This is a genomic window from Pseudomonas taiwanensis, assembly GCF_013393345.1.
In the GTDB taxonomy this organism is placed as follows: Bacteria; Pseudomonadota; Gammaproteobacteria; order Pseudomonadales; family Pseudomonadaceae; genus Metapseudomonas; species Metapseudomonas resinovorans_C.
Genome location: NZ_QJRF01000031.1, coordinates 20,970 through 34,742, shown reverse-complemented (window position 1 = coordinate 34,742; position 13,773 = coordinate 20,970). Strand labels below are relative to the sequence as shown.

Below are 13,773 nucleotides of genomic sequence, written 5' to 3'. Positions count from 1 at the left end.
AAGTTTACGGAGGCCCCATGGCGCCCACTCCCGTTTCCGCTGTTACCCAGCTCGACTCCCCAGCCGCCGATTCGGTCGCTCCCGGTGCGGTGACCTTGAGTCCACGCCTGTACAGCGCCGACCTCGCGCCGACCCGCGCGGCAAACCGCAGTTGGGGCCGCTACAGCCTGTTCGCGCTGTGGACCAACGATGTGCACAACATTGCCAACTATTCCTTCGCCATAGGCCTCTTCGCCCTGGGCATGAGCGGCGCGCAGATCCTCGCCGCCTTCGCCCTCGGCGCGCTGGTGATCTATGGGCTGATGAACCTGTCCGGCTACATGGGCCAGAAGACCGGCCTGCCCTACCCGGTGATGTGCCGGATCAGCTTCGGCATCCACGGCGCACAGATTCCGGCGCTGATCCGCGCGGTCATCGCCATCGCCTGGTTCGGCATCCAGACCTATCTAGCCTCGGTCGTCCTGCGCGTATTGCTGGCCGCCGTGGCGCCGGGCCTGCGCGAGTTCGACCAGGATTCGATTCTCGGCCTGTCGACGCTCGGCTGGATCACCTTCCTCGGCATCTGGTTGGTGCAGCTGGCGATCTTCGCCTATGGAATGGAGATGGTGCGCCGCTACGAATCCTTCGCCGGTCCGGTGATTCTGGTGACCTTCGCCGCCCTGGCCTACTGGATGTATCAGCGCAGCGGCTTCTCCATCACTTGGTCCACCGGTGAAGGTTTCACGGGCTCGACGATGTGGTTGAAGGTGCTGGGCGCCGCTGCACTCTGGGTATCGCTGTACGGCACCATGATCCTCAACTTCTGCGATTTCACCCGTAACTGCCCGGACCGCCGCACCATCAGCGTGGGTAACTTCTGGGGGTTGCCGGTAAACATGCTGGGCTTCGCGGTGATCGCGGTGGTACTCGCCGGCGCGCAATTCAGCATCGACGGCAAGCTGGTGCAGAGCCCGACCGAGATCGTCGCCAGCATCCCCAACACCGTAGGCCTGGTGCTGGCCTGCCTGGCCTTCCTGATCGTCACCGTGGCGGTGAACATCATGGCCAACTTCGTCGCCCCGGCCTATGTGCTCACCAACCTGGCGCCGAAGCTGCTGAACTTCCGCCGCGCCGGCCTGCTCAGCGCCACCATCGCCGTGCTCATCCTGCCCTGGCACCTGTACAACAGCCCGACGGTGATCCTGTACTTCCTCGGCGGCCTCGGCGCCCTGCTCGGCCCGCTGTACGGCATCATCGTCACCGATTACTACCTGGTGCGCCGTGGCCGGGTGAACCTGCCGGAGCTCTACAGCGAAAGCAGCGAAGCCGCCTACCACTATCGCCGTGGCATCAACCTGCGCGCGGTAGCAGCGTTCATTCCCTCGGCGGCGATCGCCATCGTGCTGGCCCTGGTGCCGGCGTTCGAATCGCTGTCGCAGTTCTCGTGGTTCTTCGGCGCGGGCCTTGGGGCACTGATCCACTACACCATCGCCGACCGCCGCACCGAGCATTTGGATGTGTCCGGCGAAGAGATCGCGGTGGATAGCGCGCACCACTGAGGTATGAGGGGCAAGTGCCGGAGCGCTTGCCCCTTGTCAGTCCTGCATTACTGGTCCGGCAGCAGACCGAGCAGCTCTTCCTCGACCAGATTCAGCGCGACCAGCGATCGCTCTGCCTTGGCAATCCCCAGTGCCCCTTCCAGAGCCGCGATGATCAGCCAGGCCCGACTATGGGCCGAGACGCTGTCCAGGCCATCGGCACACAGTGACCGCTCGAAACTCCCCTGCCATGCCTGCAAGGCCCTGCGGCAACGCAGGTGGACCTGTTGCAACTCGTCGTCAATGCTCAGGGTCGTGGCGAAAATCGGGCAGGACTCGGCGAAAGCCGAAGCCTCCAACCAGCCTCGCAGGGTCGCCGTAAAGCGACGCAGGGCATTGCGGGCGTGAGGGGCCTTTTCGCCGGCATGGTCGAGGTGCTGCAGCACCTCGTCGGCGACGAAATCGACAGCGGCACTGACGATCGCCGGCTTGCCTTCAGGAAAGTAATGGTAGAGCGAGCCTTTGGGCGTCTCCGAGCGGGCGATGATGTCGCCCAGGCCGGTACCGAAATAGCCGCGGCTGGCCAGCAATGAGGCGGTGGCACGAACGACGCGGTCGGCGGCGTTGGATTTCTTCGGCAAGACATCTCTCCATCCGGGAACGGCGCGCCGCCTGGCCGGCGCGCGCCAAGGATGCCCCAGCGTCAGGGAATATGAAACACGGCGCTGGCGCGGGCTACCGGCTGTTCACCCACGTCGATCGCCGCGCTGGCGAAGGCCAGGCGTTGGCCGATCTTTTCGATGCGCGTACGCACTTCTAGTAGATCCCCCAGACGGGCCGCACCGCAGAAATCCACGCGGAGATTGACCGTTGCCATGGGCAGCGGAGGCTCCTGGGAAAAGGCCGTGGAATAGCCGAGGGCTGCATCGGCCAGGCTGCAGAGCAGCCCGCCATGGGCGGTGCCTCGCTGGTTACAGTGTTGCTGCTTGACCCGCAGGGCAATGACCATCCCCGCCTCTTCATCGCGGCGGTAGTACAGCGATCCGAGCAGATCCAGAAAGGGGCTGCTGCGAAACAGCGGTGCATAGCCCGCAGGAAGCGTGCTTTCCATCAGCGGCCACCCTCGCCGCCCACTTTGGCCACGCTCGCCAGTGCCATGGCGACCAGCGTCTGCTCGCCATCCCGCAGCGCGAAGATTTCCGCCAGAGCGACGAGCAACCGTCCCGAAGACTTCACCACCCGTCCCTTCGCCAGCAACCGCTCGCCCACGGCCGGCGCCAGCAGGTTCAGCTTGTACTCGGAGGTCACCACATCCCCCGCCACCGAGGCCGCCGCCCAGGCGCAGGCGCTGTCGGCCATGAAACCGACTACAGCGCCATGCACGAAGCCATGGTGCTGGTGCATCAGTTCGGGCTTCACGTCGATCTCGAACTCGACGGCGCCGCCCCCGATCGAAGTGACCCGCGCGCCCATCACTCGCGCGAACGGGGTGACGTTTATTACGGCCTCAAGCCGTTCCTGCATGCGTTGATCGTGTGCCATTGCTGGAATCCTTCTGTTGGCGGAGAGTGATCTTTCCGGTCATTTTATATAGACCGGTCTAAATACTTTGATCAGAAACCAACCAAACACAATGGACTTCGAGGCTGAATAGGGATTGTGAATGGACGGGTAGTCAGCACTCCGATCGCCGCGCAGGCATAAAAAAACCGCCTGTCCGTGGCGGTTTTTTCAGGCGCTTTTCAGCGCGATGACCTTCGCTTTGGCTTTCGCTTTCGCCGGCCTGGGCCGCACCTCGGGTGGCGGTGCCTTGGGTTCTGGCGGGGTGCCAATCTCGTTGCGTACCAGATTGGTGAGACGGCTCATGTCCACCGGTTTGAGCATGAAGTCGACCACTTTCATGTGCATCGCCTCGATGGCGTCCTGCACGTCGGCGTCGCCGGAAACGATGATGACCGGGAGGGTCGCCCGTGCCGACTGGCGCACCTGACGCACCAGTTCGAGGCCACTGCCGCATTGCATGTGCAGCTCGGTGATCATCAGACCGATGGAGGGGCGGGTAACCAGCAGCGCCAGCGCCTGTTCGCCACTGTCGGCAGTGATGCACGGAATTCCCTGGGCAACCAGGGCATCGGCCAGGGCATCGCGCCCGGACTCGTCGTCATCCACCAGCAGAACACTGGGCGGCGCGCTGGGTACGCGCATGATTTCATCAAGCGCTTGCAGCTCGGCGTCGCTCAGCAGGTCACCATAACTCATGGGGTCGTCCTCGAAGGGGCCTTCCCTAGCAGGCCCAACTCCCCTCACTACTAAGCTGTAGCACGGGGTACGCAGGTCGGATAGGCAAAATGCACGCAAGTTCCCATGCAGATTGCAGCATCCGCCGAACGGTAGTGGCCTATCGGGATTTCCGACGATCTGCGTCCCATCCCTTAGACTTACGTCCAATTTGTGTCCCCTGCCGTCACGCGCAGCATGGCTCTCCTGACAAGAAGAAACGACGGGCAGCAAGATGACCAAGGCAGACGCCTTCGCCCAGGCCGGCAAACAAGCGGTGCTGCAGAACGTCCATGGCACCATGGAGTTCCTGCAGAAGTACCCGCCCTTCAATCAGATGGAAAGCGCCCACCTCGCCTTCCTCGTCGAGCATTGCCTGCTGCGCTTCTATGCGGCCGGCGAATCCATCATCAAGCCCCAGGACGGGCCGGTGGAGCACTTCTACATCGTCAAACAGGGCCGTGTGGTGGGCGAACGCCCGCACTCGGCCAGGCGCGGCACCGAAACCACATTCGAGATCGCCAGCGGCGAATGCTTCCCGCTGGCCGCCCTGCTCGGCGAGCGCGCGACGCGCACGGAACACCTGGCTGGCGAAGACACCTTCTGCCTGCTGCTGGGCAAAGCCGCCTTCATCAAACTGTTCGCCCTGTCCAACCCGTTCCGCGACTTCGCCCTGCGTGGCGTCAGCAGCCTGCTCGACCAGGTCAACCAGCAGGTCCAGTTGCGCGCCACGGAAACCCTTGGCGCCCAATACTCCCTGGACACCCGTCTGGGTGAACTGGCGGTGCGTCACCCCATCGCCTGCCTGCCGGAGCTGCCCCTGCGCGACGCGGTGCGGCTGATGCACGAACAACAGGTGGGCAGCATCGTGATCGTCGATGCCAGGCAGCGGCCGCTGGGCATCTTCACCCTGCGCGACCTGCGCCGGGTGATCGCCGATGCCAGCGCCGACCTGGCCCAGCCCATCGCCGAAGTCATGACCCAGGCGCCGTTCCACCTGCCACCGGAGGCCAGCGCCTTCGACGCCGCCCTGGCCATGACCGAGCGGCACATCGCCCACGTTTGCGTGGTCAGCGACAACCGCCTGCTGGGAGTGGTATCCGAGCGCGACCTGTTCTCCCTGCAACGGGTCGACCTGGTGCACCTGGCGCGGACCATCCGCCATGCCGGACGGGTCGAAACCCTGGCCGCCCTGCGTGGAGAAATCCAGCGCCTGGTGGACAACATGCTCGCCCACGGCGCCAGTTCCACCCAGATCACCCGCATCATCACCCTGCTCAACGACCACACCGTGTGCCGGGTCATCGAGCTGACCCTGGAAGAAATGGGCGACCCGGGCATTCCTTTCACCTGGCTCTGCTTCGGTAGTGAAGGCCGCTGCGAACAGACCCTGCATACCGACCAGGACAACGGCATCCTCTTCGAAGCAGCCGATGCAGTGGAGGCTGCCGCCATTCGCGGCCGGCTGCTGCCGCTTGCCGAGCGCATCAATCAATCCCTCGCACAATGCGGATTCGAGCTGTGCAAGGGCGGGATCATGGCCGGCAACCCTGAGCTCTGCCTGTCCCGCAACGAGTGGAGTCGTCGTTTCGCCAGCTTCGTCCGCGAGGCGACGCCGGAGAATCTGCTGGGCTCCTCCATCTACTTCGACCTGCGTGCGGTCTGGGGCCCTGGCGAAGGATGCGCCGCGCTGCAACGGGAACTGCTGGTGCTGGTGGCCGACAACAGCCTGTTCCAGCGCATGCTGGCCGACAATGCCCTGCGCCAGCGTCCGCCAGTGGGCCGATTCCGTGATTTCGTGGTCGCGCGCAAGGGCGCTGAAAAAGACACCCTCGACCTCAAGGTGCAGGGTCTCACCCCCTTCGTCGACGGCGCCCGGCTGCTGGCGCTGGCCAACGGTATCAGCGCCAGCGGCACCCTGGAGCGCCTGCGTCAGCTGGTGGCCCGTGAGGTGGTGGATGCGTTGGACGGCGCGGCTTACGAAGAGGCGTACCACTTCATCCAGCAGACCCGCATGCAGCAGCACCAGCATCAGGCGCGGCAAGGCCTGCCCTACTCCAACCGGCTCGACCCGGACACCCTCAATCACCTGGACCGGCGCATCCTGCGCGAGTCCTTCCGACAGGCCCAGCGCCTGCAATCCAGTCTGGCGCTACGCTACCAGCTATGAATGGTTTCCCCTGGTTCTCCCGTCGCACGCCGCTGGCCCCGGACCTCGCAGCCCGTCGCGACGCCCTGCCCGACCCGCAGGCACTCGACGAACGCCCTCTGCGTCAGCAGCGCTTCGTGGTCCTGGACCTGGAAACCAGCGGCCTGAACATGAGCCGGGACCTCGTACTGTCCATCGGCGCAGTGAGCATCGAGGACGGCGCCATTGATCTCGGCAACCAGTTCGAATGCACCCTGCAACGCGAGACCGGCAAGCTCAGCGCCAGCGTGCTGATTCATGGCATTGCGCCGAGCGAGCTGGCAGCCGGCGTCGAACCCGCCGAGGCCCTGCTGGGCTTCATGGAGTTCGTCGGCGACAGCCCACTACTGGCCTTCCACGCCACCTTCGACCAGCGCATGCTGAGCCGCGCCCTCAAGCAGGACCTCGACCACAGGTTGCGCCACTGCTTCCTCGACATCGCTGAACTGGCGCCCATGCTCTGCCCGGAATCCGGCATCCGCAATGGCGGTCTGGACCAGTGGGTGGAGCATTTCGGCCTGCATGTGCAGCAGCGCCACAACGCCAGCGCCGATGCCCTGGTGACCGCCGAGATCGCCCTGATCCTCTTCAGCCGAGCCCGGCGCCAGGGTCTGGAAACCCCGGCAGCATTGGCCTCCGCCCTCGCGCGCTGGCAGCGTCGGCAGCACGCCCCCGCCCTCTGAGACGCACCGCCCGGTCGATTTCTTCGAACCCTCGCCGCTGATCCGGCGTCGACTGAAGACCACCCCCGGAAGCGGAGGTCTTCCCAATGATCCGTCCATACGTGCTCGCCCTGTGCGCCGCGCTGTTTTGCGCAACAGCCACAGCGGCGGAGGTCACCTACTATCCGGTTCCGACGGGCACCGGCCCGCGCGATGTAGCCCCCGCCACGGACGGACGTGTGTGGTTCACCGCCCAACGCCTGGGCTCGGTCGGGCTCCTCGATCCGCTGACTGGCGAAACCCAGCTGATTACCCTGGGCGTGGGCTCCTCGCCCCGCGCCCTGGTGGTGGACCAGGACGGTGCCGCCTGGATCACCGACGCCGGCCTGGATGCCCTGGTACGGGTCGACCCGCTAGACCGCTCCGTGCGCACGTTTCCCCTCAAGGGCAGCACCACTGGCATCGGCCTCGAAGGCCTGGCGATGGATCGCAACGGCAACCTCTGGTTCACCGGACAGAAGGGGTTTTTCGGGCGCTTCAGACCGGCCAGCGACAGCCTGCAAATCTGGCCAGCGCCGGGTGGCCCCGGTCCCAACGGCATCACCGTAACGCCCAATGGCGAAGTCTGGTACGCCAATGAAACGGCCCGGCACATCGGCCGGATCGACCCCGAATCCGGGACCCCGACCCTGGTGGATGTACCTGAAGAAAGTGCCGGCCCACGTCTGATATGGAGTGACTCGCGCGGTACGCTCTGGGTCGGCGAGGCCGGCAGTGGACGCTTGAGCCGCTTCGATCCGCTGGGAGAGACCTGGAGCAGCTGGGACATTCCGGGCAACAACGCCGACGCCCATGCGCTCTACGTCGATGAGCAGGAGCGGGTATGGCTAAGCGACTATCGCGCCAATGCGATCCTGCGCTTCAACCCGTTCAGCCGTATCTTCGCCAGCTTCCCCAGCGACCGCCCCGCCGCTCGCGTGACTCACCTCTCCGGCCGCACCGGCGAAGTCTGGGGGGCCGAGTCGGCCCAGGATCGCCTGGTGATGATCCGGTACTGATCAGCGGACAGTGTTCCTACAAGCGTGCGACCGCGGACCTCGCATGCCCTGCGGCAATCCAATGCGGTATAACTGCGCCATTGACCGCTGCAGACGCCGAGGAATCCGCATGAGCGCCAGCCAGATCCTGTTCTTCTCCCCCACGTCCCCCTACGTCCGCAAGGTCATGGTGCTGCTCCACGAAACCGGTCAGCTGGATACGGTGACGCTGCATGGCGTGACGCTCACGCCGGTCAACCCCAGCGCCGACGTGAACGAGCACAACCCGGCCGGCAAGATTCCCGCCCTGCAGCTGGCCGACGGCAGCGTGCTGCACGACAGCCGCGTGATCCTCGACTACTTCGATCACCAGCACGGCGGTCAGCCGCTGATCCCACGTGATGGACCCGAGCGCTGGCGGCGCCTGACCCTGGCCTCCCTTGCGGACGCGGTAACGGATGCGGCCATCCTGGTGCGCTACGAAACCTTCCTGCGTCCCGAGGACAAGCGCTGGGACGACTGGGTGCTGGGCCAGTGCAGCAAGATCGACCGCGCCCTGGAAAGCTTCGAGAAATCCGCTGGCGAACTGGACGAGCGCTTCGACGTCGCCGCCATCAGCGCCGCCTGCGCCCTGGGCTACCTGGACTTCCGCATGCCCGACCTCAACTGGCGCCGCGACTGCCCGCAGCTGGCCGCCTGGTACGCCACGACCAGCCAGCGCCCCTCCCTCAAAGCCACCGCCCCGGCGCCCTGACGTCCTGCGCTCCGTAGGTTGGATGGCGCTTTTTCCATCCAACATTACGAGCGCAATCACGGCTCCGCTGGTGGAAGTGAAGAGCGACTTCCACCCTACAAAGGCTCACCTCCCACTTCCGGATCTCCCATGTAGGGTGGATGGCGCTTTTCCATCCACCACCACGCGAGCTCGGTCCATCAGCAGTTGGCGTTGAAACCACGGGCGGGGAAACAACCTTGCGATCCTTGCGGCCAGTTCGGCTCCATTCGCCTGGTCCTCACGCAATCCCAACCAGCTCATTGCTCACCTCCGGCGTTTCACTTCAGTTGCCACTGGCCGGCTGGGCACGACCGACGCCGTACCAGTCGAGCTTGCGGGTCAGCACCATCACACAGGCGAGCAGGCCGAACACCAGCAGCGAGCCCATCAGCAGGGCGTAGTCCTCGGCGCTCAGCAGGCCGTAAAGCATCCCGTAGAGTGCCGCGAGTCCCAGGGTGAAACCGCCGCCCCGCATCCAGCTGTGCAACACATGGCTGACGTAGAACCCCACCAGCGCCACACAGGCGGACGCCGAGATGACATAGGCGACGGCGAACTCCAGGTGTTCGGACAGCGACAGCAGCAACAGGTAGAAGAACGCCAGCGCCAGCCCCACAAGACCGTACTGCACCGGGTGCACCGCCAGGCGCTTGAGCACTTCCACCAGGAAGAATCCGGCGAAGGTCAGGGCCACGAACAGCAGCGCGTATTTGATGGCGCGGTCGGTCTTCAGGTACTGGTCCACCGGGTCGACGAAGCTCACGCCAAAGTCCCGCGAGTAGAACGCGTCGCACTGCTCCCCACCGGTGCACTGGGCCAGCGCTTCCTGCAGGTTCGTGGCGAAGAAGCTGGTTTGCCAGGTCGCGCTGAAGCCCTTGGCATCGATGCTGCGCTCGCTGGGCAGGAACTCGCCGATGAAGCTCGGATGCGGCCAGGTCGAACTCAATTCCACCCGCGAATCGCGGCCCACAGGCGTCACGCTCAGGCTGGACGTGCCCTGCAACTTGAGGTCGAAAGCGAAATCGAGGCTCTGCACGACCCCGGCCTGCAACGGCGCCAACGGCACATGCACGCCCCCGTTCAGCAAGCGGTCGCCGCTGCCGGGTTGGAAGTCCAGGGACTGGCCATTCAAGCGAAGCTTCAGCGCATTGCCGATGCCGCGGATATCACTGATCCCGACCGCAAGGAATGGCTGTTCGAAGCGGTAGTCCGCGAGGTCTTCGTCGATGCCGTAGTTGGCCGGAACGAGAATCTGCCCGCTGATCTGGCTGTCGCTCTTGTACAGCCGTGCCTTGTAGATGCCCCGCGCACGCAGCTCGGTGTCGACGCTGCCGGTCAGGTTGAAGCGCTCCGGGAGGAAGTACAGCCGGCTGCTCACCTCGCGTTCTTCCAGATGGCGCTGGCCGGTCTGCTCGTAGGTCTTCCACTCGCGCACCGTGCGCTTGTAAGGCACCACCAGGATCGGCCCGGTGATCCGCTGGCTGTAGCTGGAACTCTGGGCAATGTTGGCCAGCACGCCATCACGCGCGGTCTGGCGCTCGCCAATCAGGCCGTCGATCAGTATCAGCGGGATCATCAACAACAGCATCAACAGGGCAATGGTGCCCAGCTTGAATCCGAGGGTTCGGGTCATGGCGACTCTCCTTGTGTCGGGATGAGGAGAGTCTGGGGAGCGTCCGTGGTGGGGTTATGGGGAGTGTGTGGAGACTGTGTGGGGATTGGGTGGTGGTCGCTTTTCCTGTGGGGGCGAATTCATTCGCTAAGCAGGACGCAGTCCTGCCATCGATCTTGCAGGGGGCAGCTGCGCTGCCCTTTAGCGAATGAATTCGCCCCCACAAGGTTTCCGTCGACCTACAGGGGGCGTTACGCCCCGCGAATGTACTGCTCCAGATGCTGGATCAGGCTTTCCTGTTCGGCGGTGATGTCGCGGACCAGGTCGCGGATGGAGAGCAGGCCCACCAGCTTGCCGTCCTGCAGTACCGGCAGGTGGCGCAGGTTCTTTTCGGTCATCAGCTGCATGCAGTACTGGTTGCTGTCGCGCGGGGTCACCACGAAGAGGTTGGAGGTCATCACTTCTTCGATAGTGGTGGCGTAAGCCGAACGCTCCAGTGCAGCGACGCGACGCACGAAGTCGCGCTCGGTGACGATGCCCACCAGTTCGCCACCCTGGATCACCACCAGCGCGCCGATGTCCTTGTCGGCCATCAGCAGGGCGGCTTCCAGTACGGTCGTGGTCGGCTCGACGTTGAAGATGTGGGTATGGGGCTTGGCTCTGAGTATCTCGGCGACGGTTTTCATCCGGCAGCTCCTGAAGGGCCTGTGGTTCTTGTAGTCGAAGCTCGATGCTGTGCAATACGACCGAATCAAGAATCAAGCCAAAACCTGGTTACAGGGTGGCGACACCCGCCGAAAGTCAGGGCGTTGTCCTGGTCAATTTATAGTCGATGCGGGATGCGGCCGAAGTCGCCGGGCGGCAGTCGCATATCAATTCGCGACGGCAGGTAGTCGCAAGCAGGCTTCGACGCCGCCTTCGGCATTCGCCACGCAAAGGTCGCCGCCATGGAGCCCCGCCACTTCCTGCACGAAATTGAGGCCGAGTCCGGTGCTCTTGCGCCCCGTTGCAGGGCGCGGCAGGGAATAGAAGCGCTCGGTGAGGCGCGAAAGTGCGAATCCGGGGATGGATTCGCCCTGGTTGAACACACGCAGTTCGAGCCAGTCGTCCTGTAGCGCCGCATCCAGCCGGAGAAGGCCGCCGGCCCCGGTGAAATCCAGGGCGTTGTCCAGGAGGTTCGCGAGCGCCTGACGGAGCAGGAAGCGCTCGCCGGTCGCGCACAGTCCTGGTGCGATTCGGTTCTCCACCTTCAGGCCCGCCGTTTCGATTCGCGCCGCCTGGGCGTGCAACAGCTCTTCGGCCAGTTCGCGAAGTGGCACCGGCACCCGCTCCTCCAGCCCCTGCCGCTGCTCCACCTGGGCCAGGTTGAGCAGGCGCTCGACCAGTTGCTGCAGGCGCGCGCCCTCATTGCCGATGTTGGCCACGAAGCGCTGCCGCTGCTCGGCCGGCATCTCGCCCTCCAGCAATTCGGCGGCGCCACGGATGGCCGCCAACGGGCTCTTCAGCTCGTGGGTCAGGGTGTGCACGTAGCGCTCGACGTAGGCCTTGCCTTCCAGCTGGGTACGCATGCGCTCCACCGCAGTCGCCAGTTGTCGCAGTTCGCCGCCGCTCATGGCCGGCAGCTCCGCGCGCGCGCCCTCGCTCACCGTCTGGGCATAGTTGCGCAGGCGACGGAGCGAGCGGCTCAGCCACCAGGAAAGCAGTCCGCCCACCAGCAGGCCGAGGCCGATGAGCCCTGCTCCAAGCCAGGCCAGGCGCCGCTGCGAGCGCTCGATGTAGGGCTGCAGCGAAGCGTTGGGTTTGGAAACAGAAACGACACCAATGATCCGCTCGCCATCGCGTATCGGTGCGGCGACGTACATCACCGAGGAGTCCGGGTCATTCGGGTCTTCCCGGCTGGAACGGGCGCCGTACTGGCCGCGCAGGGTCAGGTAGACGTCATTCCAGCGCGAATAATCCTGCCCCACCGCCGCGCCGCTGGAGTCCAGCAGCACCACGCCGTGCGCGTCGGTGACATAGATGCGGTGGTTCACCTGCATCTTGCGTACGCCCCAGATATCCGCCCCTGGCTGGCGCTTGCCGTAGGCGCGCAGCAGCTCGGGCAAGCGGCCCTGGTCGAGGGTGCCGGCGCGCACGTCGTCGCGAAGTATTTCCGCCAGCAGGTTGGCGGTGTCCACCAGGGTTTCTTCGGTGGACTGGCGAACGCCGGGGCGGATTTCATCCATCACCGTGCTGAGCACGAACCAGCCGGCCAGCCCGACGAAGAGGAAATAGGCCAGGAAGATGCGAATGCCCAGCGGCATCAGGCGTGATCCGGCGAGTAGCTATAGCCCAGGCCGCGATGGGTCTGGATGGGTTCCGCATTGGGCGCCACCTGGCGCAGCTTGGCGCGCAGGCTCTTGATGTGGCTATCGATGTTGCGCTCGTAGCCGGCGTCGGCGGCGACGCCCAGGGCATCCAGCAACTGCTCGCGACTGAACACCCGCTCGGGCTGCGCCAGCAGGGCCTGGAGCAGGCGGAACTCATGGCGGGTCAGCCCCAGGAGCTGGCCGTGGTAGTGGATGCGCACGCGCTCGCCGTCCACCTGGAATGGTCCGCCGGCAGTGGCCGCCGGGGGCGCTTCACGGGGGGCCGTGCGCTTGAGGATGACGCGCACGCGCGCCGCCACTTCGCGAGGGCTGAAGGGTTTCACCACGTAATCGTCGGCGCCGATCTCCAGGCCGACCACGCGGTCAATCTCGGCGTTGCGCGCGGTGAGGAACAGCACCGGCACTTCGGAGAAACGCCGCAATGCCTTGCACAGCTCGAAGCCACTGGTGTCCGGCAGGCCCACGTCGAGGATCACCAGGTCCACCGGTTGCTGGCGCAGCAGCTCCAGCGCCGGACCGCCGAGGCTCAGCCAGGTGGTGACGTTGCCGTCGGCCTCGAGGGCATAGACCAGCGTGTCGGCGATGGACGATTCATCTTCGACGATGAGGATGTGCGGCATGGGCGTCCCGGCTCATGGAGGTGACAGGGGAAAGTGCCGCACGGCCCTCTCCCCGTCAATCAGCACTGCGGCTTGCCGGCGGTGAACTTGCGTCCGGCGTAGACCGCAGCCTTGAACTCGCGCAGGGCCTTGGCGCCGATCAGCAGCGGGTAGTTGAAGCTGGAACGGTCGGTGAGGTTGACCTCCACCGTGCGCTTGACGCCACCCAGGCACATTTCCATGTCCACCACCGGTCGCTTGGAAATCTCCGCCGAGGGCGCCTCGTCTTCCTCGCCGAGTTCGTCGGCGCGGTTCTTGATCTTGCTGATGCGCGACAAGCGATGTTCGAACACCGTGTCATCGGCGCCCTTGGTGGCAAGGCGGAACCGTACCCATTCCTCGCCATCGCGCTTGAAGCGTTCGATGTCCTTGGCTGAGAGGGAAGCGGTGAGGGCACCGGTGTCCATCTTCGCCTTCATGGTCTGGCCGATCTCCGGCAGGCGCACGTATTCGTAGCGGCCATACAGGGTGGGTTCCTCGGCAGCGACAGCAGGCAGGGCCGCCAGGGCAAGCAGGGCAATCAGGGGTTTCAACGCAGCATCTCCTGGTTGAGGGGTACGGTTCTGGGACTGGCGCGACGGCCAATGGTTCGTCACGGCGGGTTCAGCGAGTGCCCGCAGCATACTCGCCCCCTTGCGGGTAGCAAGGCTCCCAACCGCTCGTCGCGTCGGCAGCGA

At 65.0% G+C, this 13,773-nt stretch carries 13 protein-coding genes and 1 pseudogene; 5 read left to right on the top strand and 9 right to left on the bottom strand.

Features of this window, described 5'->3' with window-relative positions:
- Positions 1 to 17: 17 nt before the first annotated feature.
- Complete coding sequence (locus tag DM872_RS02880; protein ID WP_179058038.1) at positions 18 to 1,538, top strand: NCS1 family nucleobase:cation symporter-1; 1,521 nt, start codon at positions 18 to 20, stop codon at positions 1,536 to 1,538.
- Positions 1,539 to 1,585: 47 nt separating this feature from the next.
- On the opposite strand, the gene DM872_RS02875 is transcribed toward DM872_RS02880, so the two are convergent.
- The 4 genes and pseudogenes from DM872_RS02875 to DM872_RS02860 all read right to left on the bottom strand — a co-directional run.
- The gene (locus DM872_RS02875) at positions 1,586 to 2,158 is read right to left on the bottom strand and encodes a TetR/AcrR family transcriptional regulator (protein WP_179058037.1); all 573 of its coding nucleotides are present in this window, start codon (positions 2,156 to 2,158) and stop codon (positions 1,586 to 1,588) included.
- A 62-nt stretch (positions 2,159 to 2,220) separates the two neighbouring features.
- Positions 2,221 to 2,628 (bottom strand): PaaI family thioesterase, encoded by a 408-nt coding sequence (locus DM872_RS02870; RefSeq protein WP_179058036.1) that lies wholly within the window; start codon positions 2,626 to 2,628, stop codon positions 2,221 to 2,223.
- Positions 2,628 to 3,059, bottom strand: a complete 432-nt coding sequence (locus DM872_RS02865) for a PaaI family thioesterase (RefSeq protein WP_179058035.1) — start codon at positions 3,057 to 3,059, stop codon at positions 2,628 to 2,630. The genes DM872_RS02870 and DM872_RS02865 overlap by 1 nt, the downstream gene beginning before the upstream one ends.
- Before the next feature lie 285 nt (positions 3,060 to 3,344).
- A pseudogene (locus DM872_RS02860) lies at positions 3,345 to 3,776 on the bottom strand (response regulator); the annotation flags it as partial.
- A 253-nt stretch (positions 3,777 to 4,029) separates the two neighbouring features.
- On the opposite strand from DM872_RS02860, the gene DM872_RS02855 reads away from it, so the two are divergent.
- The 4 genes from DM872_RS02855 to DM872_RS02840 all read left to right on the top strand — a co-directional run bounded on the left by DM872_RS02855 (position 4,030) and on the right by DM872_RS02840 (position 8,435).
- The gene (locus tag DM872_RS02855; RefSeq protein WP_179058033.1) at positions 4,030 to 5,964 is read left to right on the top strand and encodes a putative nucleotidyltransferase substrate binding domain-containing protein; all 1,935 of its coding nucleotides are present in this window, start codon (positions 4,030 to 4,032) and stop codon (positions 5,962 to 5,964) included.
- Positions 5,961 to 6,665, top strand: a complete 705-nt coding sequence (locus DM872_RS02850) for a 3'-5' exonuclease (RefSeq protein WP_179058032.1) — start codon at positions 5,961 to 5,963, stop codon at positions 6,663 to 6,665. The genes DM872_RS02855 and DM872_RS02850 overlap by 4 nt, the downstream gene beginning before the upstream one ends.
- Positions 6,666 to 6,751: 86 nt before the next feature.
- Positions 6,752 to 7,702, top strand: a complete 951-nt coding sequence (locus tag DM872_RS02845) for a Vgb family protein (RefSeq protein WP_179058031.1) — start codon at positions 6,752 to 6,754, stop codon at positions 7,700 to 7,702.
- 109 nt (positions 7,703 to 7,811) lie between these two features.
- Positions 7,812 to 8,435 (top strand): glutathione S-transferase family protein, encoded by a 624-nt coding sequence (locus DM872_RS02840; protein WP_179058030.1) that lies wholly within the window; start codon positions 7,812 to 7,814, stop codon positions 8,433 to 8,435.
- Positions 8,436 to 8,739: 304 nt separating this feature from the next.
- On the opposite strand, the gene creD is transcribed toward DM872_RS02840, so the two are convergent.
- The 5 genes from creD to rloA2 form a co-directional block, all read right to left on the bottom strand.
- The gene (gene creD / locus DM872_RS02835) at positions 8,740 to 10,089 is read right to left on the bottom strand and encodes a cell envelope integrity protein CreD (RefSeq protein ID WP_179058029.1); all 1,350 of its coding nucleotides are present in this window, start codon (positions 10,087 to 10,089) and stop codon (positions 8,740 to 8,742) included.
- A 230-nt stretch (positions 10,090 to 10,319) separates the two neighbouring features.
- Complete coding sequence (locus DM872_RS02830; RefSeq protein WP_179058028.1) at positions 10,320 to 10,754, bottom strand: CBS domain-containing protein; 435 nt, start codon at positions 10,752 to 10,754, stop codon at positions 10,320 to 10,322.
- A gap of 186 nt (positions 10,755 to 10,940) precedes the next feature.
- On the bottom strand, positions 10,941 to 12,371 hold the full coding sequence (gene creC / locus DM872_RS02825) for a two-component system sensor histidine kinase CreC (RefSeq protein ID WP_179058027.1): 1,431 nt from the start codon (positions 12,369 to 12,371) through the stop codon (positions 10,941 to 10,943).
- Positions 12,371 to 13,057, bottom strand: coding sequence for a two-component system response regulator CreB (gene creB, locus DM872_RS02820; RefSeq protein ID WP_179058026.1), 687 nt, complete (start codon positions 13,055 to 13,057; stop codon positions 12,371 to 12,373). Before creB ends, creC begins: the two co-directional genes overlap by 1 nt.
- A gap of 59 nt (positions 13,058 to 13,116) precedes the next feature.
- Positions 13,117 to 13,629, bottom strand: a complete 513-nt coding sequence (gene rloA2, locus DM872_RS02815; protein WP_179058025.1) for a retropepsin-like aspartic peptidase RloA2 — start codon at positions 13,627 to 13,629, stop codon at positions 13,117 to 13,119.
- Positions 13,630 to 13,773: the final 144 nt, after the last annotated feature.

Bases quoted from the DNA above. Each gene is read 5' to 3' on its own strand.
- DM872_RS02880 (WP_179058038.1), top strand. From the start codon at position 18: ATGGCGCCCACTCCCGTTTCCGCTGTTACCCAGCTCGACTCCCCAGCC.
- DM872_RS02870 (WP_179058036.1), bottom strand. From the start codon at position 2,628: ATGGAAAGCACGCTTCCTGCGGGCTATGCACCGCTGTTTCGCAGCAGC.
- DM872_RS02865 (WP_179058035.1), bottom strand. From the start codon at position 3,059: ATGGCACACGATCAACGCATGCAGGAACGGCTTGAGGCCGTAATAAAC.
- DM872_RS02855 (WP_179058033.1), top strand. From the start codon at position 4,030: ATGACCAAGGCAGACGCCTTCGCCCAGGCCGGCAAACAAGCGGTGCTG.
- DM872_RS02850 (WP_179058032.1), top strand. From the start codon at position 5,961: ATGAATGGTTTCCCCTGGTTCTCCCGTCGCACGCCGCTGGCCCCGGAC.
- DM872_RS02845 (WP_179058031.1), top strand. From the start codon at position 6,752: ATGATCCGTCCATACGTGCTCGCCCTGTGCGCCGCGCTGTTTTGCGCA.
- DM872_RS02840 (WP_179058030.1), top strand. From the start codon at position 7,812: ATGAGCGCCAGCCAGATCCTGTTCTTCTCCCCCACGTCCCCCTACGTC.
- creD (WP_179058029.1), bottom strand. From the start codon at position 10,089: ATGACCCGAACCCTCGGATTCAAGCTGGGCACCATTGCCCTGTTGATG.
- DM872_RS02830 (WP_179058028.1), bottom strand. From the start codon at position 10,754: ATGAAAACCGTCGCCGAGATACTCAGAGCCAAGCCCCATACCCACATC.
- creC (WP_179058027.1), bottom strand. From the start codon at position 12,371: ATGCCGCTGGGCATTCGCATCTTCCTGGCCTATTTCCTCTTCGTCGGG.
- creB (WP_179058026.1), bottom strand. From the start codon at position 13,057: ATGCCGCACATCCTCATCGTCGAAGATGAATCGTCCATCGCCGACACG.